General features: G+C 58.1%; 21 protein-coding genes. 12 read left to right on the forward strand and 9 right to left on the reverse strand.

Annotated elements, in window-relative coordinates; genetic code table 11:
* Window positions 1–144 precede the first annotated feature (144 nt).
* From DTF_RS0117810 to DTF_RS0117865, 12 genes are all read left to right on the forward strand, one after another.
* Window positions 145–450 carry a DUF4212 domain-containing protein gene (locus DTF_RS0117810; protein ID WP_027716423.1) on the forward strand — a complete coding sequence of 102 codons (306 nt, stop codon included), beginning with the start codon at window positions 145–147 and terminating at the stop codon, window positions 448–450.
* Window positions 451–462: 12 nt separating this feature from the next.
* Entirely contained in the window at window positions 463–2130 is a 1668-nt protein-coding gene (locus DTF_RS0117815) for a VC_2705 family sodium/solute symporter (RefSeq protein ID WP_027716424.1), read from the forward strand.
* A gap of 69 nt (window positions 2131–2199) precedes the next feature.
* Window positions 2200–2439, forward strand: coding sequence for a hypothetical protein (locus tag DTF_RS0117820; protein ID WP_027716425.1), 240 nt, complete (start codon window positions 2200–2202; stop codon window positions 2437–2439).
* A 119-nt stretch (window positions 2440–2558) separates the two neighbouring features.
* Window positions 2559–4472 carry a putative nucleotidyltransferase substrate binding domain-containing protein gene (locus tag DTF_RS0117825; protein ID WP_027716426.1) on the forward strand — a complete coding sequence of 638 codons (1914 nt, stop codon included), beginning with the start codon at window positions 2559–2561 and terminating at the stop codon, window positions 4470–4472.
* Between the two features lie 264 nt (window positions 4473–4736).
* Window positions 4737–5144, forward strand: coding sequence for an Hpt domain-containing protein (locus tag DTF_RS27405; RefSeq protein ID WP_027716427.1), 408 nt, complete (start codon window positions 4737–4739; stop codon window positions 5142–5144).
* Window positions 5145–5239: 95 nt separating this feature from the next.
* Window positions 5240–5989, forward strand: coding sequence for a hypothetical protein (locus DTF_RS0117835; protein ID WP_027716428.1), 750 nt, complete (start codon window positions 5240–5242; stop codon window positions 5987–5989).
* A 72-nt stretch (window positions 5990–6061) separates the two neighbouring features.
* Window positions 6062–6592, forward strand: a complete 531-nt coding sequence (locus DTF_RS0117840; protein ID WP_027716429.1) for a GNAT family N-acetyltransferase — start codon at window positions 6062–6064, stop codon at window positions 6590–6592.
* Window positions 6593–6652: 60 nt separating this feature from the next.
* Window positions 6653–8671, forward strand: a complete 2019-nt coding sequence (locus tag DTF_RS0117845; protein ID WP_051361441.1) for a TonB-dependent siderophore receptor — start codon at window positions 6653–6655, stop codon at window positions 8669–8671.
* 21 nt (window positions 8672–8692) lie between these two features.
* Complete coding sequence (locus DTF_RS0117850; RefSeq protein ID WP_027716431.1) at window positions 8693–9607, forward strand: ABC transporter substrate-binding protein; 915 nt, start codon at window positions 8693–8695, stop codon at window positions 9605–9607.
* An 11-nt stretch (window positions 9608–9618) separates the two neighbouring features.
* Entirely contained in the window at window positions 9619–11700 is a 2082-nt protein-coding gene (locus DTF_RS24315; RefSeq protein ID WP_051361442.1) for an ATP-binding protein, read from the forward strand.
* Window positions 11701–11865: 165 nt separating this feature from the next.
* Window positions 11866–12870: a YhdH/YhfP family quinone oxidoreductase gene (locus tag DTF_RS0117860; protein WP_027716432.1), complete on the forward strand. Its 1005-nt coding sequence runs from the start codon at window positions 11866–11868 to the stop codon at window positions 12868–12870.
* 51 nt (window positions 12871–12921) lie between these two features.
* Window positions 12922–13704, forward strand: coding sequence for an enoyl-CoA hydratase-related protein (locus tag DTF_RS0117865; protein ID WP_027716433.1), 783 nt, complete (start codon window positions 12922–12924; stop codon window positions 13702–13704).
* 90 nt (window positions 13705–13794) lie between these two features.
* On the opposite strand, the gene DTF_RS0117870 is transcribed toward DTF_RS0117865, so the two are convergent.
* From DTF_RS0117870 to DTF_RS0117910, 9 genes are all read right to left on the reverse strand, one after another.
* A complete protein-coding gene (locus DTF_RS0117870) occupies window positions 13795–15219 on the reverse strand; it encodes an AgmX/PglI C-terminal domain-containing protein (RefSeq protein ID WP_226989412.1) in 1425 nt (474 codons plus the stop codon).
* Window positions 15220–15244: 25 nt separating this feature from the next.
* Complete coding sequence (locus DTF_RS0117875) at window positions 15245–15739, reverse strand: biopolymer transporter ExbD (protein WP_035058016.1); 495 nt, start codon at window positions 15737–15739, stop codon at window positions 15245–15247.
* The gene (locus DTF_RS0117880) at window positions 15736–16227 is read right to left on the reverse strand and encodes a biopolymer transporter ExbD (RefSeq protein ID WP_027716436.1); all 492 of its coding nucleotides are present in this window, start codon (window positions 16225–16227) and stop codon (window positions 15736–15738) included. Before DTF_RS0117880 ends, DTF_RS0117875 begins: the two co-directional genes overlap by 4 nt.
* 2 nt (window positions 16228–16229) lie before the next feature.
* On the reverse strand, window positions 16230–16874 hold the full coding sequence (locus DTF_RS0117885) for a MotA/TolQ/ExbB proton channel family protein (protein ID WP_027716437.1): 645 nt from the start codon (window positions 16872–16874) through the stop codon (window positions 16230–16232).
* 94 nt (window positions 16875–16968) lie between these two features.
* A complete protein-coding gene (locus DTF_RS24320; RefSeq protein WP_226989413.1) occupies window positions 16969–17370 on the reverse strand; it encodes a hypothetical protein in 402 nt (133 codons plus the stop codon).
* Window positions 17371–17423: 53 nt separating this feature from the next.
* A complete protein-coding gene (locus DTF_RS0117895) occupies window positions 17424–18116 on the reverse strand; it encodes a tetratricopeptide repeat protein (RefSeq protein ID WP_155890866.1) in 693 nt (230 codons plus the stop codon).
* Entirely contained in the window at window positions 18103–21330 is a 3228-nt protein-coding gene (locus DTF_RS0117900) for a tetratricopeptide repeat protein (protein WP_027716439.1), read from the reverse strand. Before DTF_RS0117900 ends, DTF_RS0117895 begins: the two co-directional genes overlap by 14 nt.
* On the reverse strand, window positions 21327–23234 hold the full coding sequence (locus tag DTF_RS0117905; RefSeq protein ID WP_027716440.1) for a lipopolysaccharide assembly protein LapB: 1908 nt from the start codon (window positions 23232–23234) through the stop codon (window positions 21327–21329). The genes DTF_RS0117900 and DTF_RS0117905 overlap by 4 nt, the downstream gene beginning before the upstream one ends.
* Window positions 23235–23333: 99 nt before the next feature.
* Window positions 23334–23849: a hypothetical protein gene (locus tag DTF_RS0117910; RefSeq protein ID WP_027716441.1), complete on the reverse strand. Its 516-nt coding sequence runs from the start codon at window positions 23847–23849 to the stop codon at window positions 23334–23336.
* Between the last annotated feature and the right edge of the window lie 57 nt (window positions 23850–23906).

The following is a 23906-nucleotide window of genomic DNA, read 5'->3' on the forward strand; positions in this document are numbered from 1 at the left end:
GAAAAAAATCCGGCTCCACCCGGCCGGACGGGGAAAAATGCAAAAAAGGGCTTCAATTGTCCAGAATTTTAATTGAATTTTCCAGTGCCGGAGCTTACCCTCAGGATACGGAATGGCATGGGAGATTTCATAGGGAGGTTCCATATGGCAGCGGACAGGGGAAGAGTTTATGTCAACTTTTTCAAGCCCTCGACGGACAGCATGAAGGCTGAAGTCGGCGTTGCTTCCATGGTCATGATCGGCTGGGCCCTGCTCAGCTACGGAATACCGACCATCATCTGGATTGCCGGCCTGGGGGATCCCACGGGACTGGGGCAGTCATTCATCACCGAGGCCCGCTTCCTCGGCTTCCCATTGCATTACTGGCTGATTGCTCAGGGCTGCACTATAGGGTACGTCCTGCTCTGCAAACTCTATTGCGCCCTGTGGGACGCAAAAGTCAACCGATAGGACGAATTCGCTATGAATAAAACATTCATGAGCATGGGATTTGCCCTGGCAGCAGTTATTCTCTCCGCCAGCGGCGCCGCGGCCGCCGGCGAGGAGATCTATCAGATCGAACAGGGCTTCAAGCTCATCCCTGCCATCATCATGGTGGCCCTGCTGTGCGTCTATGTCGGGGTCGGCTTCATTTCCATGGTTTCCGAAACCTCGGGCTACTGGGTGGCCGGACGCGCCATCGGCAAGTACGGAAACGGCGCCGCCATCGCTTCGGACTGGATGTCGGCGGCCTCTTTCATGGGTGTGGCCGGTCTGCTCTACCTCAAGGGGTGGTTTGGTCTTGGCTACATCATCGGCTGGACAGGCGGATACGTTCTGCTGCTCTGCCTGATCGCCGCTCAGCTCCGCCGCTTCGGCAAATACACCATCCCCGAGTTCCTTGGCGACCGCTATGACTGCCATGCGGTGCGTCTGATCGCCGCCACCGTCACGGTTATCATCGCCATTACCTACTCCACCGCCCAGTTCAAGGGGATAGGTCTGATCTGCGGCTGGATTTTCGGGTTCACCTACACCAGCAGCGTCTTCTTTGCCGCCGGAGTCGTCTGCACCTACATGCTCCTCTCAGGAATGGCCGGGGTCACCCGCAACCAGCAGATTCAGTATATCGTTCTGATCTCCGCCTTCATGATTCCCCTGTGGATCCTGATCAAGAAAGCCGGCGGCGCGGGAATCCTGCCCCAGCTCGAGTACGGCGCCATACTCTCCAATCTCATCGAGGGCAAGACCGCCATCGGCCAGCTCGACGCGGAAACCACCGCGAACCTGAAAAACGCCTACATGCCTTGGGGAATGGGTGATTTCTATCATTTCGTGGCCCTGGTCTTCACTCTCATGGTCGGCACCGCCGGCCTGCCCCATATCATGATCCGCTTCTACACCGTCAAGAATGAAGACGTCGCCCGCAAGTCCGTTCTCTGGGGGCTGTTTTTTATCGGCCTGCTCTACTGGTCCTCCCCCGTTTACGCCGCCATGGGTCAATTCTGGAATCCCACCGGAGGCAAACCGGTGGCGGACGTCATCATTCTTTCGGCCCCCGAACGTGCAGGCCTCGGCATCGCCTTTATCGGCTATCTCGCCGCGGGAGCTATGGCCGCCGGCCTTTCCACCGTCGCCGGCCTGCTTGTGGCCGGGGCGTCCGCCATGGCCCACGACTGGTACGCCACCGTGTTCATGCCCGACTGCACCGACAGGCAGGCTCTCACCGTAGGCCGCATCTTCACCGCGGTTCTGTGCGGCGTGGTCATTCTCACCGCCCTGAATCCCCCGGCGCTGATCGCTCAGATCGTCGCCATGGCCTTCGCCATCGCCGGCAACACCATCTTTCCGGTAGTCGTCCTCGGCATCTGGTATTCCAGATCGAACAAATATGGAGCACTGGCCGGAATGACCTGGGGGCTGGTCATGACCCTGCTGGCCATGGTCGGCTGGGTCGCCAAAATCCCGATGTTCGGTGCCGAAGGCCTTCTGCCGGCGACATCCTCGGCCCTCATCGTCTGTCCTCTGGCTTTCCTCATCAACATCGTCGTCTCAAACCTGACGGCCAACAGACTGAGCGACGATTCGGCCGACAAGGGCGACAAAATACTGCGCAAGCTGCACAACCTTCCCGGCTGCAAGATGGAGTAAGAAAACCCTTTCCCGCGAATTTCCTTCTCTTCCCATCTGGAATTTTGACCGGCAAAGGAAATCTGAGAGATGAAAAGGCTCCTCACACGCAAACGCTTCGCCATGTTTTTCGCAGTGCTCGGCATCGGCCTCATGGGGGTCGACCTGATGATAACCCGCAATTTCTTTACGCATGTGGGCGAACTGATGGTCGCCAGCATTCTCTGTTTCGTCATCGGAATCGTTCTAGACCGCGACTCCCGGAGAAAACCAGAAAGAGAGAAGAAGGGAATCCCCCGCAAGAACGGCAAAGGGTTCAAAGCCACCTGAAAAATGATTGCTATTTGAAGGGCAGATGGTTAAAATTAGAGAGTTTTCAATTTCTTTCCGCGGGTTTATCTTTGCGTGTCGCAGGATGATTTGCCCCAGGTCCTCTCCAGGTAGCCTCGATGCCGCTGACAAAGCACCTCAAGGATAGCGAACCGTTCAACGGCCTTCCCGATGACCTGTTCCAGGAAATCCGTTCCTCTGCAACCCTCGCGAAATACCCTCCCCAGACATACATCTTCAGACAGGGCGATCCGCCCACTGGCTATCTCTACGTCATAAAAGCGGGGCTGGTGGAGATGACGGCGCTGACGCCCGGAGGCGGCGACATGGTCCTTGATTACCGCAAGGAAGGCGCTTTCTTCGGCGGCACTCCTCTTTTTACCGGCGAACCGTATACCGGTGGAGCACGTACGGTCAAGGAGACCGAATGCTATCTGATCCCCCAGGAGATTCTCAGGCGGGCTGAACGCAATCATCCCAACCTGAGTCAATATTTCCTCCGGATGGTCCATTCCCGGGTACGGCGGCTCTATTCGGACATCGTGGCGGATCACAACCGCAAAGTCCTCACCCAGATCGAGGCGTATCCCTTTAAGAAGCGCCTGTCGGAAATCATGGTTACGCCCGTGGAATCCTGTCTCGCCTCCGAATCCGCGCAGCAGGTGGCTCGTCGACTGAGTGAAAAAAACGTCAGTTCCATCCTGGTTCTGGGCAAGAGCGGTGATCCGGTCGGCATCATCACCGAGAAAGACATCGTTGCAAAGGTTCTCGCTCCGGAAGACGCCGACCCCAAAATTCTGACCGCCGGGGAGATCATGACCCCCCATCCCCATGCTCTGCCGCCGGAAACCTACATGTACGAGGCCATGGCCTACATGAACGGTCATCGCATCAAGCATCTCCCGGTGATCGACCGGACCGAGGTGGTGGGAATAGTGACGCTGCGGGACCTGATGCGCTACCGCAGTCAAAAAGCCATGTTTCTGGTTGGCAACATACAGGAGGAACAAAGACTGGAAGGGTTGGCGGCCATTCGCAAGGAACTGCTCACCGTCGCACGCAGTCTCCTCTCCGAAACCCGCAGCACCCCGGAAGTGATGGAAATTCTTTCTTACATCCATCACAGCATCATCAAACGGGCTTATGAGCTCTGCCTCGAAGAGATGAAATCCGAGGGGCTGGAGCCGCCTGCCATTCGACACTGTTTTCTGGTGATGGGCAGCGGCGGACGCCGGGAAATGCTTCTGGGTCCCGATCAGGACAACGGCTTCATCTTCGAGAATGTACCGGACGAGCGGATGCCGGAAATCGAAGCCTTCTTCGGCCCGTTTTCAGAAAGGCTCGTCCAGGCGCTCGCCCGGATCGGCTACCCTCTCTGTCACGGCAAGGTCATGGCCAACAACCCGGCATGGCGCGGCCGCATCAGCGACTGGAAGTCGCGCATCCGTGGGTGGGTCAACGATCCCGAGCCGCAGAATGTGCGCTATTCATCCATATTTTTCGACTTCATTCCCCTGATGGGCGATCCGAACCTGGCCCAGACACTTCGTGCCGTCGTCAACACAGAAATCAGGGAATTCCAGGGATTCCTGTACCACATGATGTCCCTGGATCTGCGTTTCAGAGTTCCCGTGGGTATTCTGGGAAGATTCGCCCTGGAGAAAAACGGCGAACACAAGGGCGAAATCTCACTGAAGCAAGGTGGAAGCATCTACATCGTCGACTGCATACGCATGTTTGCGCTGGAAAAAGAACTTACGTCCATAACCACCCAGGAGCGGCTGAAGGCCCTCGTGGACCGAAATGTCTTCGACCCGGAAACCGCCGAACATATCCGCGCCGCCTTCGAAGCGCTCACCTTTTTCCGGCTGCGCAACGAGATCGCGCTCATCGAAAAGGGGAAAGAGCCGAGCCATTACATCAATCCCTATGCCCTGTCCAAAAACGAACAGGATCTGCTCAAAGAAGCCTTCCACGCAGTCAGCAAACTTCAGGACGCGACCAAGCGCCACTTCGGCCGTACACCTTTCTGATTTGTCCATATTCAATCCCAATCTTTCAGATCCCGCATTTCTCCACGGGATTACCGATCGCAGCCCGGTCCGGAGCAAACGGGCCGGATCATTTGCTTTTCAGGCCTTTTCAACGTAAACTTAAAACAATGCAAGTATGGATTCACGTTCATGGTTCCCGACCATGTTCATTTTAATGGCTGACAAAAACACACCTTAGAAGTGTCCCCTCTGCGAAATCAGCTTCCGGGATTCCGGCTGTCCCGGAAAAGTCAAGGTACAGAAATGGAAGAGGAAGGCAGATCCGAAAATCCCCCTCACGAGCAGGAATCCCTATCATTTTCTGAAATCGCATCCATTGACGGAAAGTTCCTGGACCGAATCCGGATCCTTCAGGATCGGGGGAACCCGGGGCTGCTGAAGAAAGTCATTGGACTCTATTTCCAGGAGGCCCCGAAACTGTTGCAGCGTCTGCGAGACGCCTCCGATCGGGACGACAGCAAGGGGATGCAGCAGGCGGCTCATGCCCTGAAGTCGAGCAGCGCGAGCCTCGGGGCCAGCCGGTTGGCGAGGATATGTGAAGAGATGGAAGCCCTGGCCCGTTCGGAAGAAACTGCGAAAGCGCGGCCCCTGATAACACTGCTCGAAAATGAATATTCCCAGGTTCATGCCGCACTGGATGGGAAGAGATGACCAGCAGTTTTCAGCCGGCGTAACCAACGGAATGGAACCATCAGCCTGCATCTCCATCAGGCAATTCCGCGAAATCCAAAAAAAGGTAAGCTAGCATGTATGTCACTCTCGAAGAGGCAAAAAGAACTGTTTGGGAACGCTGGCACGACCCCGCCATCCGGCAGAAGGTAAAAGACTATGTCGGAGAGATCCCGGAATTTTTGCTCCACGAGCCAAGGGCTGCATTGATAAGGCATCTGCCTACCCCGAATTTTGAACAGCCCTGTTTTGTCGAGGGGGCAAAGAAACTGGGCTTGAAACCGTATTGCTCAGCCTTTACAGGCGACAAAATCTGCACCATGAATCCGGATAAGGTTGCGCTGGGCAAAATGAGTTTTTTCTATGGCAAAGGCCGAAAAGGGGGGGACAGAGTCATTTCTCATCGGGTGATCGATTTCAACAAATATGACGGGAAGTCTTTTGCCGAAGCTAAAACTCTATGGAAAACTGACTTTGTCGATTTTCACCGCCAACTTCTTGCCGAAACAATGCCTGATGTTGAACTGACTGATATTACGGAGTGGCTGATAAAGATGGGCGGCAAACCCAAGCTGTTCTGGCATCGCCTTCTCTCTCTTTTTATCTGCCACGGTATTCTTTTTGAGAATTTTCACTCCCAGGGCCCTGAAGAGAATTTCACAAATGAAATCATCCTGCCCGCGCTGGAGAAAGTAAAGACCTACTTCGGCCTTAAACCGCTGATCGTTCCCATTGTACCCATTGAGAAAGAACGGGAACCGTATTGGTCGTGGTATCCGGGACACCTGGAACAACGGGTCAAACATTGTCTGGCCCGAACCGGCTGACAGGTCGCAGGGTGGACATTCTGCCGTCGAGCGGATGATGGCCGATGACGATTAAAGTGATGGGGCTTTTGCATGAGCAGTATAAAAATCGAAATAATCACGGGATACGATGAAAGACTCATCGCCCAACTGGTTGAATTGCAAAAGAAAGCTTTGCCTCCGCATATGCAGATCACCGAGCCCGCCACATATTACAAAGAAGGATTGCAAGATCGGAATAATATCAATGTCATAATGAGGGACCGGCATAAGGTGATCGGCTACCTTTTAGGCATACCGCAGAGCAATGTCTATGAGGAACTTCGGCACTGGGACCCGGAAATGGGAGATGATCCCGAGAGATTGTATCTGGACATGATCCAGGTCCTGCCTGAAGAAAGAAGGAACAAACGAGGTCTGGCCCTGATCCAAACGGTATGTGCGGAAGCTGAAAAGCGGAATCTCTTCAAACTTTCGATGCATGCCAGAACAACCACAGGCTGGAGCCAATATCTCCAGAACCTGTTCGCAGACATCAGGTTTCTGCGCCAGATCGAAAACTGGTACGATTTCGGCGAGCCATGTGATTACCTTGAGGCCACAACCTCCTTGGATACGGTTTGAGGCGACCACTCTCCGGCCTGTTGATGGTGAAATGCGCTTTATCTTATATTGGGGGAAATAATGAAATCCAGAATCCTTTACGTTGCAGCCATCACCTTCGCCCTCCTTCTTCCCGGTGGATCTTTTTGCAGTGCAGCGGACTTCTCCGATATCGACCTGAACATGACCACCGTGGGAGATGAACTCCTCCTGTTCCAGGATATCCCCTCCGTCTTCAGCGCCTCCAAGTACGAGCAAAAGATCACCGAGGCCCCATCCTCGGTCAGCATCGTTACTGCCGAAGAGATTAAAAGATACGGCTATCGCACCCTGGCTGACATTCTGAGGGGTCTTCGAGGTTTTTACATAACCAGCGACCGCGTCAACCAATACCAGGGTGTCCGTGGTTTCAATCGACCTGGCGACTCAAACAGCCGCTTCCTGTTGCTTGTCGACGGTCTGCGTCTCAATGACAGCATCTTCGGTGCCGCCTACATCGATACCTTCTTTATCATCGATGTAGATCTCATTGACCGGGTTGAGGTCATCCGGGGCCCAAGCTCCTCCCTTTACGGGACCAATGCCTTTTTCGGGGTCATCAATGTCATCACCAAGCGGGGGAGGGATCTGCAATCGTTGGAAGTCTCCGGCGAGGGGGGCACTCACGACACCTACAAGGGCCGACTCAGCTACGGCAACCGCTATGGAACCGGCCTGGAGATGCTCCTTTCCGCCACCAAGTACGAGAGCGAAGGAGACGACCGGCTGTACTACCCGGAGTTCGATACGATCGACACCAACCACGGCGTTGCCAGAAACGGGGACGACGATGAAGTTTACAGATTCTTCGGCAAGTTTGCTTTCGGCGACTTTACCTTGGAGGGAGCCTATGTCGACCGGGAGAAGAGATTCCCCACCGCCGCTTACGGCACCGAGTTCAACGATCCGCGCAACCGGGTCATCAGCGAGCAGGGCGTCGGACAGCTGGTCTACGAGCACCACTTCGCCGATCATTTCGATCTTCTGGCCCGGGGCAGCTATAATTACTACTCCTCCGACGGCAATTACGTCTATGACTATTCACCAACCCCTGATCCCTTCATCGTAATCAACAAAGACGAGTTCCGCGGCGCCTGGTGGGGGGGAGAAATCCAGGCCACCAAGAGACTGCAAAAACATACCCTGATCTTCGGCGGCGAATACCAGAACCACTACCAGCAGGACCAGAAGAATTTCGATCTGGCGGTTTACCTGGATGAGCAGCACGATTCCGAAAACTGGGGAGTGTACATTCAGGACGAATACCAGATCTTCGACGCGCTGATCCTCAATGCCGGAGTGCGGCACGACGAATACAGCACCTTCGGAAGCACCACCAATCCGCGGCTTGCCCTGATCTACAGCCCTCTGGAGAAAACCACGCTGAAATTCCTTTACGGCGAAGCCTTCCGGGCTCCGAACGCCTTCGAATTCTTTTATCACGACGGGCTGGAAACACAGAAACCGAACCCGGATCTCGAACCGGAAAGAATCACCACCTATGAACTGGTCCTTGAGCAGTATCTCGGCAGCCATCTGCACGGCATCATAAATGGTTTTTATTATGAAACAGAGGACCTGATCAATCTGATGCTCGACCCGGACGACGGATTGCTGGTTTTCGATAATGTGGACGAGGTCGAAGCCATGGGGGTGGAACTGGAACTGGAGGGGAAATGGAATTCGGGTTTTGAAGGACGGGCCAGCTACTCTTTTCAGGAGGCCAAAAACAGGAAGACCGATCAACTCCTCACCAATTCGCCCAAGCATCTGGCCAAGCTCAATCTGATTGTCCCGCTCTACAAGGACAAATTTCTGCTCGGCATCGAGGAACAATATGTGGGGAAGAGGAAAACGCGCACCGATGACGAAGCCGGGTCCTTTGCTGTGACCAACCTGACTCTTTTCAGCCAGCACATGGCGGAAGGGCTGGAGTTCTCCGCGTCCGTCTACAACCTGTTCGACAAAAAGTTCAGCGACCCCGCGTCGGCTGCGCATCGCCAGGACACCATTGAGCAGGACGGGCAGATTTTACGCCTCAAAATTACCTATATTTTCTGAGATCGGTCCCGGAGAATACGCTTGACGAGAAGACTTCCCATTTTCTATCTGGTCCTTGTAATCGCCTGGATTGGTCTCGGCTGGCGCCTGCCCTCCGAAGCCGCCGGGCCGGAGAGGGTTGCGGTGCTGCTCAGCACCGAATCGCCCCCATTCGACAAGGTTCTGGAAGGTTTCCGGGATTCTCTCGAACAGAAGAAGATTCCGGTCCTTATAAAAATCCTGCCCGACGGCCTGTCAAGTGAGGACACGAAAAATGTCGAATTGATATTCGCCGTGGGTTCCGAGGCGCTGGTTCAAGCCAGAGTGCAGAACCCGGACATTCCCATCGTCGCGGGGATGATTCTGAGAGAAGAAGATCTCGTAAACTTTCCCCATACCACAGGTGTTTATCTGGAACACCCGCCGGAGATCCAGTTAGGATGGATGCGGCGCATCCTGCCCGACGCCCGCAAAATAGGAGTGGTCTACAACGGGACAGAAAACATGGGTCGCATCGAAAATGCGAAAAAGATCCTGGATCAAATGGGTTTCCAGCTCGTTGCCCAGGAAGTGTCCGGTCCCCGCGAATTGCCGGCGGCACTGGAGAACCTGGCCAACACGGCCGATGTCCTTTGGGGAGTGAGCGACCATGTCGTCCTGACGCCGCAGACGGCCAGACACATTCTGCTTTTTTCTTTCCGCAACCGCATCCCCTTCGTGGGGCTCTCCCATGCCTGGACCAAGGCCGGGGCGCTTTATTCCCTGGACAGGGATTATCATGACATCGGACGCCAATGCGGGGAACTGGCCTATCGAATTCTACAGGGCGAGCCCGCCGGATCGATAGCGCCGGTCGCACCGCGCAAGGTGACGTACTCCTTGAACCTCAAGGCGGCCAATCGCATGAAACTGAACATCTCCTCATCAGTTCGCAAGGATGCCGAACAGGTTTATTGAGAGGTGCTGAAGTGACAATCGGTAAAAAACTGAAACTGGCCACCAAGTTCAACCTATCGGCCATACTCCTGATCGTGGTCACGGCCATGGGCATCGCCTTCTACGCCGCCTACAATCAGAAGGCTCTCTCCTATGAAGAGCTGAAAAACGACGGCTACCACATGCTTGCACTTCTGGCCCAGAGCAGTGAGTACGCCATCTATACCGAAGACGATTCCTCTTTGCAGCAGCTGCTCGACAGCGTCTTTGCGGAAGAGGATGCCGCCTATGTCGTCATCGCTACCGCCGAAGGGAAAAAGCTGGCGTCAAGAACAGTGGACGCCTCGGTTCACATCCCAAGGAGCTTTTCCTTTCCCGGCTTCGACCCCGCCGATCCGATCCAGACCAGCAGATTGACCGATCCAGTCACCGGAGATGTCTTTATCGATATGATCACTCCCGTGCTCACTTCCTCTCTCGACGACCCGGCCGGACTGTTCCCGGAACAGAAAAGGCTCCCTCCCGATACCATCGGCTATGTCCGGTTGGGCCTGAGTCCAAAAAATCTGGAGCGGAACATTCACCAGTTCTTTCTCTCCACCCTGGTCTTCACCGTCGTGCTGGTGCTGCTCGGCAGCGCCCTCGTCATGCTGCTGGCCCAGAGAATCACCTCTCCGCTCAAGAGACTTGCTCTGGTCGCGAACGAGATCGCCGGTGGAAAACTCGATCACCGGATCGAAATCAGAAACTCGGATGAAATCTCCGATCTCGGTCGAGCCTTCAACGTCATGATTGCCCGGCTTCAGGATTACAGAACGCGTGTTGAAAAGCACCGGCAGGAATTGGAAGAGGAGGTTGTGTCCAGGACTCACGATCTGCAGCGTGCCATGGACGAAGCCATTACCCAGGCTCATCGGGCCGAAGAGGCCAATCGGGCCAAATCCCAGTTTCTGGCGAATATGAGTCACGAAATCAGGACTCCGATGAATGGAGTCCTGGGGATGACAGAACTCCTCCTGCATACGGATCTGACGCAGAACCAGCGGGGGCTTGCAGAAACCGTATACAACTCCGGCGAGTTCCTGATGAACATCCTCAATGATATTCTCGACATTTCGAAGATCGAAGCCGGGAAGCTGGAACTGAAGGAAATCGATTTCGACCTGCACCAGGCGATCGACACGATTCTGGAAGTCATGTCCAGGCGGGCTCACAAGAAGGGGCTGGAGCTTACCTGTGATATCCCGTCCCACATCCCGAGGGCCTTGAGAGGCGATCCCGATCGTCTTCGCCAGATTCTCAACAACCTGATCGACAACGCCGTAAAATTCACCGATCATGGGAAGATTGGAATAGAGGTCATACTCGTCGAAGCAGATGCACGGCAGGTCACGCTCCGCTTTTCGGTCAGAGACAGCGGCATCGGCATACCCCTTGAATTACAGGAGCATATTTTCGATTCCTTCTCCCAGGTGGACGCTTCAAACACCCGCAGATATGGAGGCACAGGGCTGGGACTGGCCATCGTCAGGGAGCTTACGGACATGATGGGTGGACAGGTCAGCTGCGAAAGCGAACCGGACAAGGGATCGATCTTCAGCGTCACGATTCCCCTAAAGAGGCAGGAGATCGGCAAAGCGCCCCTTGCGGATGAAACAAAGGCCAAAAGAACTCTCCCAAAGCAGAAAAGAAGGGGACTCGTTCTTCTTGCCGAGGACAATCCCGTCAATCTGGAAGTAACCCGGGCCATGCTGAAAGATCTCGGCATGAGGGTGGAAACCGCTCTGAACGGACACAAAGCGGTGGAAGCCTGCAAACTCAATTCCTATGACCTGATCTTCATGGATTGTCAGATGCCGGTGATGGACGGTTTCGAGGCTGCTCGGCTCATCCGGGATGAAGAAAAATCCAGGGGCGAGGGTGAGCATATTCCCATAATCGCCCTGACGGCCCATGTCCTCAAGAGTGATCAGGACCGCTGCCTGGGCGCGGGTATGGACGATTTTCTCGGAAAGCCCTTCGACCAGGAGCAGTTGAGCGCCATCCTTGAGCGGTGGCTTCCCACGGCCCTTCGGCGGAAGCGGCAAAAAGAGGACATGCGAGGGCCCGAGTAAGACACTTGTCGAAATTGATATTACCTGCTAAGTATGATCCAGACGCCACCTCCCGGCCGGCTCTATTCAGTCGCTTGAGATCTCAAAGGACGCAGAGTTGAGCGAAGCGGACGGGGAGAGGAAGATTGATGCTATCCAGACAAATCTCATCAGAAGGAGGAAAAAATGCCGCCGGAGACTTTTACCGCCTTGCTCGTGGAGGAGACCGAGCCGAAAAAATTCACCCGCAGGATCATCGAAAGGAAGATCGACGAACTGCCGCCGGGGGAACTGCTGGTGAAGGTTCATTATTCGTCCCTCAACTACAAGGACGCCCTCTCCGCCACCGGCCGTCCCGGAGTGACGAGAAAATACCCCCACACCCCCGGCATCGACGCCGCGGGAGAAGTCGTGACCAGCGACAGCGATGCATTCGCGCCCGGAGACCGGGTCATCGTCACCGGGCATGATCTGGGGATGAATACCGCCGGCGGTTTCGGCCAGTACATCCGCATCCCCGCAGCATGGGCGATACCCCTGCCCGAGGGGCTCTCCCTGCGCGAAAGCATGGTTCTGGGAACCGCCGGATTCACCGCGGCCCTTTCCGTCTACAAGCTGGAGAAGTCCGGAGTGCGGCCCGGGGATGGCGACATCCTGGTCACCGGAGCGACGGGCGGAGTGGGGAGCATTGCCGTGGCGGTCCTCGCCAGGGCCGGGTACCGGGTGACGGCATCGACCGGGAAAACCGATGAGTCCGAATTTCTGGCCACCCTCGGCGCCGCCGAGGTGATCAGCCGCGAAGCCGTGCTGGAAGGGGCGGAAAGGCCCCTGATGAAGGAGCGCTGGGCCGGAGCCGTCGACTGCGTCGGCGGCGACACGCTGGCCGCCGCTCTCAAGGCCACCCGCTATGGAGGGACGGTCACCTGCTGCGGCCTGGTCGGCTCCCCTGAGCTCCCCGTGAACGTCTTCCCCTTCATCCTGCGCGGCGTCAGCCTTCTTGGGATCGACTCGGTCGAGTGCCCCCGCGAACCTCGGCAGCAGATCTGGAACAATCTGGCCGGAAAATGGAAGCCGCGGCATCTCGAAGAGGCGGCCAGCGAATGCACTCTCCAAGAACTCGAAGAGCCGATCCAGGCCATCCTGCAGGGGAAACTGAAGGGGCGCACCGTGGTCAATCTGCTGGAGAGCTAGAAGAGCATTCTCACAAAATTATTTTCAATCCACTTTAAGGAGGATCATTCCATGCAATTCGAAAACCTGCTGGTGGAGCGGGCCGGTCCCGTGGCCACCGTAACCGTCAACCGTCCCCGGGCCATGAACTCCCTCTCCTTCGACACCTTGCGGGAGATGGAGGAGGCCTTCGCATCGCTGGAGAAAAACACCGACATCAAGGTGATCATCCTCACCGGAGCGGGTCAGAAATCCTTCGTGGCCGGCGGAGACATCTCGGCCATGGAGAAAATGCCGCCCATGGACGCCCGCAATTTCGCCCTGCTGGCGCAGAATCTGCTCAACCGCATCGAACGCTGCCGCAAGCCGGTGATCGCGGCCATCAACGGCTATGCCCTCGGCGGCGGCTGCGAACTGGCCATGAGCTGCGATCTTCGCATCGCCAGCGAGACGGCCCGCTTCGGACAGCCGGAGGTCAACCTGGGGATCATCCCGGGATGGGCCGGCACCCAGCGCCTCCCCCGTCTTATCGGCAAGGGCAGGGCTCTGGAACTTCTCTTCACCGGCGACATGATCGACGCCGGTGAAGCCCATCGTATCGGGCTGGTCAACCGGGTCGTTCCGGCCGACCAGCTGCTCGAAGAGGCCCGGAAGCTCGCGGAAAAGATCGCCTCAAAAGGGCAGGTCGCCATCGGCTTGATCAAGGATGCCGTCAACAACGGGCTGGAGATGGACAGCGCCAGGGCCATCGGGTACGAAGCCGAACTTTTCGGCCTGTGCTTCTCCACCGAGGACCAGAAGGAGGGGATGAACGCCTTCCTGAACAAACGGAAGGCGGAATTCCGCGACCGGTGAGAAATATTACTCAAGGCGCAAAGAACGCAAAGAAATCCATGAACAAGGTTTTCTTTGCGTTCTTTGCGCCTTTGCGGTGAGTTATTCGCCCTACCCCGCCGGCAAAAAGTCGATCGGGTACAGGATGGTCGTCTTCGGCACGCCTTCTTTCGGGCCAAAGTTGAACCTCTCGACGCGCTCGACGATCTGGGCCACCAGCTCGGCCGAGGCCAGGTCCGTAGACTCCACCCTGCACAGGGACACTTCGCCGCCCGGCTCAATGATGAGTCGCAGCAACATCTTCCCGCGCAACGTCGGATCCCTGCGGAGTTCCTTGTTGTAAATTCGATAGAGGGTCGCCTTGTAGCGATCGAATACGATCTGGATTTCCTCGTCCGTCCGGCCCGGACCGGGCCCATCGCTCAGCGGCCGTCCCGCCTCTTCCGCCAGACCCGCCACGGCGCTTTCCACCCGCGCGAAGCCCACTTTGCCGATGCCGTTTCCACCCTTTCCGCCGCCCCCGGCTCCGATGTTGCGGCTGACCGCGGCGCCTCCGATGCCGCCGCTGGAGCCCTTCGCCTGCATTGCCACCAGAGAGCGCTGGGCGCGGGCCTGCCCTGCCGCCTGCATGTTCTTGTCGTTCAGACGGGCCTCGGCGCCGAGCTTCGCCACGGGAGTTTCGTCCATGAGATCGGCAAAGGAGCTCTTGAACGCCAGCACGCCGGTGTTTTCAGCTTTTTTACGCGCCTCCTGCGTTCCGGCCGGTTTCGAGGCTTCTTTCGCCACCTTCACCTGCTTTTCCTTTGCCGGGCTTTTCTGCGGTTTTTCCGGTTTCTCAGGCTTCTCCGGTTCGGGCTCGGGCTTTTTCTCTTCCCTGGGCCGCTCCGGAATCGGCTCCGGTCGGGGTGGTTCCTTCTTGACCAGCATGGCCAGCCGGTCAGGAATTTCGACCACGACGGCCGAACGGTCCGGGATCGGCAGGTTCACCAGGGGGATGAGAGAGCCGACAACTGCGCTCCAGAAGAGGGCAACCATCAGGAACCGGCGGAATCGCCTTTCGCTCTCGCCCTCGCCGGTCCAGGGCATGATCATCTGCCGGAATGGAACGGCAGAGATCTCCCGCTCGATGACGAATTCGTCCAGGCGCCGCTCTTCACGGGCGTACGCCTGGCGAACCTCTTCGTACAGGCACTCCATTTCCTCGTAAACCCGGCCGGCCTGCGCCTGGAGGGATTCATGTCTTTCCCGGGCACCCCGGATCTCACCCTCAAAGCGGACAATGCGTTCCCGAAGCCTCTCACGGTGCCCGGCGGTATCGGCGACCTGCGGGACGCCTTCCCAGAAGAGCTCAGCCGCTCCCATCTCTTCCAGCGCGTCGAGAGCGGTGCAGACATCCTGCAAGGCATCGAACCGCAGCCGGTCGGCGGAAAACGTTTCGAGCTCTGCCTCTGCAACGCGCAGCTCACCTTCGAGCACATCGAGTTTTTCCCGAACTTGCCCGATCTGCGCGTTCAGCGGCTCCAATTCCTGTGTCAATATAGATGTATTCACGGCGTCCACGCTAACCCTGCGTTGCCTTCTGAATGACGGCGAGAGAAATCCTGCCGTAACCGAAATGTGTACAGGTCGACATGACTTTCTTGAGGGCGCTGAAGGGAATCGACCTGTCCGCAAGAAGAGTGATCTCCTTGGCTTCCACGGCCGCCTTCGTACTTATCCCGATCACGTTCCGTTCCAGCCGCTCGAGCCGTTCGGTAATCGCCCCGATCGTCTCCTGTTCCGATGCAAGGAGTTCGGCCGTACCGATCACGACTTCTCCCTGGACCAGCACCTCCTCGGGACCGACCATGACCACCACCGTTTCCCGAGGCTTGGCCTCGACCACCGAATCGGGAAGCTTGATCTGCTTGGGGGTGGTCAGAACCTCGCTCGATGACGAGTTGGCGAGCAGGAAGAACACCAGGATGGTGAAGACGTCCATCAGCGAGGTCAGGTTCAGGCCCGTCACCTTTTTCCTGTTGCGCCCCATTCGTTTGATGCGTCTGGAATTCCTCATGGCGCGTCTCCGATCGATATATTGGGGAAGAGCACGGTCTTCTGAACTTCTTCGCTCTTCGCATCCCTTACCTCGACCCCGCGCACCGTATCCATGACCTGAATCAGATGGTCATACTCGATCTGGGGTTCCATCAGGACCGTCGCGTCGTCCTTCTGCGGGTAATCGGCTTTGAGGCGGCTGAGCATTTCGGAGAGCTTCTTCAGATCGTACTGATCGTCTTTTTTCGGAATCGCAGCCACCACGCTTGCCCCGTTGGCCAGCTCCAGTCCGGCCTTGCGGACAATCACCTCGATACTGAAGTCCGGCTGGGCCGAAGCCGCACCTCCCGCAGCCGTCGGTACGCTCAACTCCAGGATCGTCACACGCGAGAACACGGCGCTGATGAGAAGAAATGGGACGAGCACCACCATCAGATTCAGGAAGGTGGTGATGTCGAGTTCAGGTGCCTCTCTCGTCCGCCTTTTGGAGTGATGTCGTCTGGCCATGGTCAACTCGCCGGAAACTGGCGTTTGGCGAAATTGGAGATGGTGTTCAGCACCTTGACCGAGGCCATCTCAAGGCTGTCCACGACCTGACCGGTGGTCGAAGTCAGCTTGGCGTGAAGGATCAGCAGAGGGATCGCGGCCATCAGACCGAAAGCCGTGGTGTTCATGGCCACCGAGATACTGGCGGAGAGCAGGTCGGCCTTCTCGGCGGGGTTCGCATTGGCCACCGCGGTGAACGCCTCGATCAGGCCCATGATGGTGCCGAGCAGCCCGAGCAGGGTGGCGATATTCGAGAGCAGAGCCACGTAGGGAGTGCGCCGTTCGAGCTGAGGGATGATCTCCATCATGCTCTCCTCCATGGCGATCTCGATGTCTTCGCGGCGCCGGACCGCTCCCTGACGCGCCAGTCCCATGCTCAGCATCTGTGCGATGGTGGATTTGTCCTCGTCGACCATCTCCCGCGCCTTGTCGAACTGACCCTCGGCCAGCAGCGGGTGCACCTCGCCCCACATCCTGCGGTTGGCATTGCGGACGCGATTCAACTGGATCCATCGCTCGATGGCGATGGCCATGCCGAATGCGAATACGAGAAGAATGGGGTACATGAACAGCCCGCCCTTCTGAAAAAACGCCACAATAGAATAGATGCCCATGGTTTTCCTCCTGCGTGTTGAAGTTGGTTTATTTACGGTGTCGCATCCCCGCGGTCAACGGTCCTGGAGTCCGTCGCGCGGGGCGTCTCTACCGGTTTACTAAGTCAATCCGATGTTCCAGCGCGTGCGGCGACGCGGTCGATTTTGCAATGCTGACCTCATAGAAATCGAGCTGCCGCCTGAAGACGTCCCGATCCACCGGAGCGGCCCCTTCGCTCAGCATCATTTTCAGACTGGTCTCCACGCCGACCTCGGAGCTTTTCCAGGGAACGATATACAGCGATTTCGGAGCTTCGTCGTTTCCGACAATGGACATCCCGGAAAGTTCCTTGGGTTCCGATCCGCTTACCCCGGCCATGGCGATGAAGGGCGACAGCAGGATCAGACACAGCGTGAGAAACATTACTCGGTACATAGTCACCTCCTTGTAGGGGCGGCGCTTGCGGCCGCCCTTGGGAACCTGCCTTTTTCTCGACTTGAGCTGCTCCACACATAGCTCCTGCAGAATCTGCAGAATAGATGGGTCCTATGCCATTCCGCTGATCAGCCCCCACCTCCGAGCCGCATGCGCAGGTCGGCAATCCACAGTTTCATCTGCTCATCTTCAGACGCGGCCTCGCTGAAGATCTCGTACTGTTCAAGGGCGCAAGCCGGGTCGTTGAGATACAGGTCGCAGAGAATCCCGAGATTTCTGCGCGCCGGGAGGTACTCCGGAAAACGGGCGAGCGCCTTTTCGTAGATTTCCCGGGCCTCGGCAAAGCGGCCGCTTTTTCGCAGCAGCAAACCGTATTCATTGCTCGCCGCCGGGTGCTCGGGGACCAGCCTCAGGGCCGTCTTCAGATGCTGCTCGGCCGGCTCCAGCCTGTCGATCGCGGCATAGGCCATCGCGATGTTGATATAGGGGGCCGTGACCTCCGGTGTACTCTCGATCACTTTTTCAAGAAGTTCGACGGCCTCCTCGAATTTCCGCTCTTTCATCATGGCGACGGCACGGTCGAAATCCCTGCGCGACTCCGCATCCAGACTCGGTGTTTCCCTGATGACGAATCCTTCCCGGCCGTCCTGCAGCCGCGTCACGGCGGGTCCCTCCACCGCGGTGGGAACCTGCTCAACAGGCTCCTGTTTGACCTTTTTCCCGCCGCTTGCGCATCCGGCAAGGAGCAAAAACAGCATCAAAAGTGCCGCGCATCCGGCGGGGGTTCGTGCTCCTGACAGCCGCTTATCAATGATCCGCATTGCCTTGCTCCTCGTTTTTGGATTGTTCGGCCGAATCTGCCTGATCAGTCAGATCGGTCGGATCCGGGACAGGTTGTCCCGCCGGCACCTCTTCCTCCACCGGCACCTCTTCTTCACCCTGAGGCGGTTCCAGGATCTGCGCCGACTCGGCAGGCAAGTCCGTCGCACCCGCAGCCTCCTCTTCGGCGACCGGGGGAGCGAGCGGCTCCGGCCTGTCGATGGCGAAGGTGTAGATCTCGAGAGAAGCGATGATGCCGCTCTCCGCTTCCGGTTTGTCATAGCGGGCGGGTATGAACCTGGCCAGTTCCACCAGGCTCTTTTCGATCCACCCGTTGTAGATGCCGAGGGAAATCAGCTCCAGGTTGCTCTCGTGGACGGCGATGGCCTTCTCCTCGAAGGGATAGGCCTGCTCCTCGATGGCCAGTTCGTACTGCTCCATCTCCAACGGGCTCAGTCCCTCGGGGCGCTCGGACTGCATCAGGGCCTTGCTGAAATGGGCGTAAATCTCGGCCAGATAGAAGGTCGCCGCGGAGGTGACATCCCCGACTTCATAATCAATGAGCCGGCTGAAATCCTGCGTCGCCGTCTTCATCAGGTCCTGTTTCCTGCGCAGGTTGACCTCGAAGGGTTTCACCAGCCGGACCCCGGCGAAGCGCTCATAACTCAGCTCGGCCAGTACCAGAGCGGCATTCGCGGCGAGATAGCGGGTCCGCGGCGTGCGCTCGTCAACGGCAGCCGTCTCGATGGCGACGATCCGGCGGAGTTCATCCAGATAAGGTTCCCTCTCCCCCTGTCCCTTGAGGATTTTGGCGATTTTGCTGCGCGTCTCCAGGTTGATTTCCACCGGCTGCGGGAAATAGTCCACGTAGCGCCGGTAAACCTCCAGGGTGCTCGCCCTGTCCCCCGCCTCCTCGTGCAACTGCGCCGCGATCAGCAGGGCCTCCCGGCGAAGCTCCTCGTCCCCGGACTCCCTCTCGATCCGTTCGTACTCCCTGGCCGCCTGGGCAAGCTTGCCGTCCTCCCGGTAGACGAAGGCGATCTTCTTGGTCACCTCGGGCTGCAGCTCGTGTCCGGGGAAGGTGGCGCGAAATCCAGACAGCACGGCGGCCGCCTCTTTCCACGCCTTGAGCTGGATCAGGGCCGCGGCCGCATCGTATTCGGCGGTCGGCCTGATCTTCGAAGTCGGCGCCATGAGCCCCACTCGCAGGAAATGATCCGCCGCCACGCGGTAGTCCTCGATGGCGTTCGCCTCTTCCCCCTGCTTGTAGATCGCTGCGGCGAGATTGTCGATCAGAGCGCTGCGCGCCTTGTCGCCTTCGGGGAGCAGGTCCAGCACCTTCACATAGGCGCCTTCGGCTTCGCCGTAAAGAAGCAGGTCGTAGGAAGAGTGGGCGACGACCAGCCAGGCAGCTCGCAGGATATCCGTCTCGGCGCCGGGAAAGGCTTCGATGAGCTTTTGCGCGGCGGCCAGCGCCTGCTCATGGTCGCCCATGTCGTAGAGATCGTCCGCCGCCGCTCCGAGGACGATTGCCGCCTTCTCGTGCTCCGGAAAGGCTTCGGTGAACTTCAGCGAACTGCGGACAATCTCTAGCCTGAGCGGCTTGCGCTCCTCCGGCGAAACGGCGCCGAGATGCTCCCGGTAGGCGTAAACCGCCGCGTAGCCCGCCGTGGAGGATTTCTCGTGGCGAGGATAGCCGTAGGCCGTCTTCTCGTATTCAACGGCAGCCTGCCCGAATGAGCGATTCTCCAGAAGAATGTCCGCCAGCTGGTAGTTGATGCCCGGCGATTCGACATCCTGCGGGAAGGAGCCGAGGAACTCCCGGTACCAGCGCAGCGCCTCGGCGAAGTTCGCCGCCTTCTCTTCGACGCGCTGCGGGTTCTGATAGAGCGCGTGGTAATGATTCGCCAGGTCCGTCAGGTTGGTCTTCAGAAAGCCGAGGACTTCCGGACGGGCCTCCGGTTCGAAATGCCGCCAGTATTCGGCCTTAAGACCGTAGTTGGTGGCGAAGGCCTTTTTCGAGTCGATGACGAGCGTGGGGAAGCCCCCTGCGATATTGATCTCGATCACCCGCATGTGAAAGTTCGGCGACTTTCTGTGGAAAGGATTGTCGCCTGCAAAGGCCTCGTATGTGGCGACGGCGTCGCTGTAGCGGCGCTTAGCGACGTAATATTCGGCAAGATTGCCGTAGATGCTGTCCTCGTAGCCGCGTTTGCCGTAACGGGAGAAGTATTCGACCACGAAATCGGCGCCGCCGAGATTGGAAAAACCCAGGCTGATGACCCGGAAGGTGTCATCCATGCGTTTGCGTTCGGGCTCGTCTTCGGTCTGATCGAAGTCGTATCCCGCGGACACCTTGGTGTCGAGGAGAGCGATGAACTGGTGCAGGGCGTCTTCGTAGAGTTCCTGCTTGTAGAAGGTCCAGCCGAGCTTGTACAGGGCCAGTTGAAAGAAGGACGAACCGGCGCCGATGCCGACGATGCTCCTGTAGGCGTCCTCGGCATCCAGGTATTGCCGGCGGGTGAAGAAGTATTCGGCGCGGCGGAACTGCACCTCATCAAGGTACCGGGAGCGCGGGAAGTCGCTCACCAGCCGGTCCATGACCTCCATCGCCTCATCGATCCGCCCCAGCTCCTCGTAGGCGCGGGACATCTGATACAGCACCTGATCGTTGCGCTCGTAGTACGGATACTCCTCGAGGAGCTTCCTATAGAGTGCAATGGCCTCGAGGGCTCCCGCCCTTTCCAGATCGTCCTCCCCTGCCCCGGGGACTGGCCCCTCCCCTGCAGTGCCGGTCGTTTTTGGGCTGCGGGTCGCCCGGCCTTCAAAAGCCGCCTCGGACTCTTCCTGCGCCGAAGTGGATGCCAAGGCCTGCTCCCAAGGCGCGACCTCCGGCCGCGGCGCGGATTCCGGGGCGGGCAAGGACGCTGCTGCAGGGTCCGTCTCCTCGCCTTCCCCCGTGATGAGCCCGTATTCCTTCTCGACCTTCAGGTCCGCAAGGCGGCGGATCGCCTCTGGCGCCAGAGGGGAGTCCGGCGTTTCGTTCAGAAAGCGCTGATAGCTCTCCATCGCCTTCTCGAGCCCGCCGTCGAGTCTCTCCTCCTTGATTTCGATCTGACGGTTACGCAGCTGGGCGATCGTTCCCCTGTCGTCGAGCGACGAGCAGGCGGACAATATCACCGGAAGCGCCAGGATGAAGTATCGCGACGCGTTCATTGCTCCACCCCTTCCGCCCCTTCTACCCGGTTCTCGCCCTGCGCCCGCGCGGCGCGGTCGTAGCTGTCCGCCAGGGCGAAACGCGCCTTGATCTGGAACTCTGCGAGCCGGTCGCGGCGTATGGTGAGTTCATTCACGGCCATCACTTCGAGCATATGCCCCTGGCGGGCCTTCAGCACCGTCACGTTCTCCCTGGCCTCCTCGATGCGGATCCGCTGACGGCCGATCGACTGGCTGTAACCCTGATAGCTTTGCGTGGCGGCCTGGCGGGTGCGCACAAAGGCGGTGTACTGTCTGTTCAACCGATCGATGACGTGATTCAGTTCCCGAAGGTTCTTCCAGGCTTCGGTCAGGCGTCGGTCGTAATCGGTATGAATGTTCCAGTCCAGCACCCCCCGCAGACGACGGATCCGTGCCTCGGCCTCGCCGGGGATCTCGCCTCCGACGGCGGCCAGGGGCTGCTCCATCCCCGCAATCCGTTCCCTGAAGATCCGCTCCTCCGCCGTCGCCAGGTAATCAGGCCTGGGTGCGGTCAACATGGCCTGGAGACGCTGTTCGATACGGTCCCGCTGCTCCAGGCGCAGGCGCATCTGCGAGTCGAGCCGCCGGAATTCCCGATCGGTCTCAGGGAGCAGGGGCTGGTAATACGCCCGGCGTTTTTCGATGATCTCCTCGAAAGCGTTCAGATCCTCCTCCCAGACATCCAGCTTCCTGTGCAGCTGCTCAAGATCGAGATAGTTTTTCAAGGATTCCTGGAAATCGTGGGAGGCCATCAGTTCGAGCAGGTAGTAAGTCTCGGGCGCCTCCGGCAGCTCACGGAGCCTGACCACCCAGTTGGAATCCTGTTTCAGTTCCTCACGCACCAGGGCGCGGAGAAATTTGCCTTCGCGGATGCTCCTGATCGAAGCGCCGAGCTTGTCGACCTCCGTGCCGAACGCCTCCAGGGCGCTGCCGTACATCCGTGCGGCCTTGCTGTGCACCCCCAGCTTTCCATAGGCATAGGGGACGGCGAGCATGGCTTCCTGCACCGCCGCGTCCGTCACCTCACGCTCGGCGAGGATGCTCCAGGGCACCAGCGCTCTGTCGAATTTTCCCCGGAAGGCGTCGGCCCATCCCGAGCCGAGCAGCGCCCGGTTGGAGAACGGTCCGCTCAGGCGCACCCGGTCGAGCACCCCTTTGCCTCCCTCGAAGTTGTCTTCCTCCAGCAGCTTGTTGCCAAGGACGAGGTTCGATTTGTCCTTGATCGCCAGGGTGGCGGGGCTGTCGCTGTCGATGAGGCCGGTGCGGTCGAGAAACCGCCGCCCCTCATCCTCTTTTCCCTCCCTCAGCAGCGCGATACCGAGGTTGTAGGAGGTAAAGCCTTCCAGGCTCTTCGCATCCTGAAGCTCTCTCAGAATATCCGCGGCCTCGGCGAAGCGGCCGTTCGCCATGAAGATCTGTGCCCGCAGGAATGAGAGATCGTCGCGAATGGTTGCGGGCACGCTCCCCCTGATGCGCTCCACAGCATGCAGGGCATTGAGCGGCTGGTCTTTCTGGAAGTAGATCCGGGCCAGACGGAAAATGGCCTCGTTGCGCACCGGCTCCTCTACGTTTCCCTCGATGACCGCCTTGATTGCTCGGCCGGCCCGGTGATGCATCCGGTAGGCCAGTTCAAAATCCCCCACGGCGAATTCGGCCTGGCCGATGTGGCGGAAAAGGGAGTCGAGTTCCGGCTCGTCGAGTCCATGGTGCTGCTCCAGCTCGGTGTCGAGCCGGGCGACGGCATCGAACCACTCCCCCTGGAAGGCGTGATACAGAGCCTCTCCGAAATAGAGGTCCTTCAGCTCCTCGGGCGCGGTGGTGCTGGCGGCCAGTGAAGGAGAAGCGAGCAGCAGAATTGTCAGGAGAATCAAAAATCTCATCATGACTGTCTCTAGGTTTTGGCCGCTTCTATAAGACCCATAGGTCCTATAGGAGTTATCTGACCTATGGGGGCGGCCTGAAGGTGCGGTCACCCTCAAGTCCTACCAATCCTTCAGCGTGATGACATGGTTCGCCAGCGTGATTTCGACGATCTCGGGGCCGACGTCCTTGTGAATCGTGAAGCTCTCCGTCTTCTGGATATCGCTGCCCCCTTTCGATTTGCCGGTGAGGGTCACCTGCATCTCATGTTCACCGGTGCGGATATTGCCGGTGTGGATGCGCTGCACGCCTCCCTTCCGCAAGGCTTCGAGTTCCTTGAAGGTGTAGAGGTGATGCGCCACAGGCTTGCCGCCCAGCTGGATCTCGACCGAATCGAGGCGGAACGTCTCGCCGTCGGCCAGGGATACGAACACCGCGAGCTGGGTATGGGACGGATAGAGCAGCTTCTCTTCCAGCCGGCTCAGTTCCGCCGCAATGCCGAGAACGTCGCTCTTGATCTCCTGAACCTGTTCGTCCAGCCCCTTGATCTGCTCCCTTGAGACTTCCTCGGCATGAAGAGGGGAGGTCAGCAGGAGCATCGAAACCGTTAAAATGATTAGTCGTGAGAATTTGAGCATGATTGCCACCTGTAATTAGTTGTGCGGTTTTTGAAAAAACCAAGATCTTGTCGAACG

The organism is Desulfuromonas sp. TF (assembly GCF_000472285.1).
In the GTDB taxonomy this organism is placed as follows: domain Bacteria; phylum Desulfobacterota; class Desulfuromonadia; order Desulfuromonadales; family ATBO01; genus ATBO01.

What these genes read in the sequence shown, in the direction of transcription:
- DTF_RS27405 (WP_027716427.1), top strand. Translation starts at nt 4,737, where the DNA reads ATGGAAGAGGAAGGCAGATCCGAAAATCCCCCTCACGAGCAGGAATCC.
- DTF_RS0117815 (WP_027716424.1), top strand. Translation starts at nt 463, where the DNA reads ATGAATAAAACATTCATGAGCATGGGATTTGCCCTGGCAGCAGTTATT.
- DTF_RS0117880 (WP_027716436.1), bottom strand. Translation starts at nt 16,227, where the DNA reads ATGGCCAGACGACATCACTCCAAAAGGCGGACGAGAGAGGCACCTGAA.
- DTF_RS0117865 (WP_027716433.1), top strand. Translation starts at nt 12,922, where the DNA reads ATGCAATTCGAAAACCTGCTGGTGGAGCGGGCCGGTCCCGTGGCCACC.
- DTF_RS0117910 (WP_027716441.1), bottom strand. Translation starts at nt 23,849, where the DNA reads ATGCTCAAATTCTCACGACTAATCATTTTAACGGTTTCGATGCTCCTG.
- DTF_RS0117820 (WP_027716425.1), top strand. Translation starts at nt 2,200, where the DNA reads ATGAAAAGGCTCCTCACACGCAAACGCTTCGCCATGTTTTTCGCAGTG.
- DTF_RS0117895 (WP_155890866.1), bottom strand. Translation starts at nt 18,116, where the DNA reads ATGCGGATCATTGATAAGCGGCTGTCAGGAGCACGAACCCCCGCCGGA.
- DTF_RS0117900 (WP_027716439.1), bottom strand. Translation starts at nt 21,330, where the DNA reads ATGAACGCGTCGCGATACTTCATCCTGGCGCTTCCGGTGATATTGTCC.
- DTF_RS0117835 (WP_027716428.1), top strand. Translation starts at nt 5,240, where the DNA reads ATGTATGTCACTCTCGAAGAGGCAAAAAGAACTGTTTGGGAACGCTGG.
- DTF_RS0117905 (WP_027716440.1), bottom strand. Translation starts at nt 23,234, where the DNA reads ATGATGAGATTTTTGATTCTCCTGACAATTCTGCTGCTCGCTTCTCCT.
- DTF_RS0117810 (WP_027716423.1), top strand. Translation starts at nt 145, where the DNA reads ATGGCAGCGGACAGGGGAAGAGTTTATGTCAACTTTTTCAAGCCCTCG.
- DTF_RS0117840 (WP_027716429.1), top strand. Translation starts at nt 6,062, where the DNA reads ATGAGCAGTATAAAAATCGAAATAATCACGGGATACGATGAAAGACTC.
- DTF_RS0117845 (WP_051361441.1), top strand. Translation starts at nt 6,653, where the DNA reads ATGAAATCCAGAATCCTTTACGTTGCAGCCATCACCTTCGCCCTCCTT.
- DTF_RS0117825 (WP_027716426.1), top strand. Translation starts at nt 2,559, where the DNA reads ATGCCGCTGACAAAGCACCTCAAGGATAGCGAACCGTTCAACGGCCTT.
- DTF_RS0117875 (WP_035058016.1), bottom strand. Translation starts at nt 15,739, where the DNA reads ATGAGGAATTCCAGACGCATCAAACGAATGGGGCGCAACAGGAAAAAG.
- DTF_RS0117860 (WP_027716432.1), top strand. Translation starts at nt 11,866, where the DNA reads ATGCCGCCGGAGACTTTTACCGCCTTGCTCGTGGAGGAGACCGAGCCG.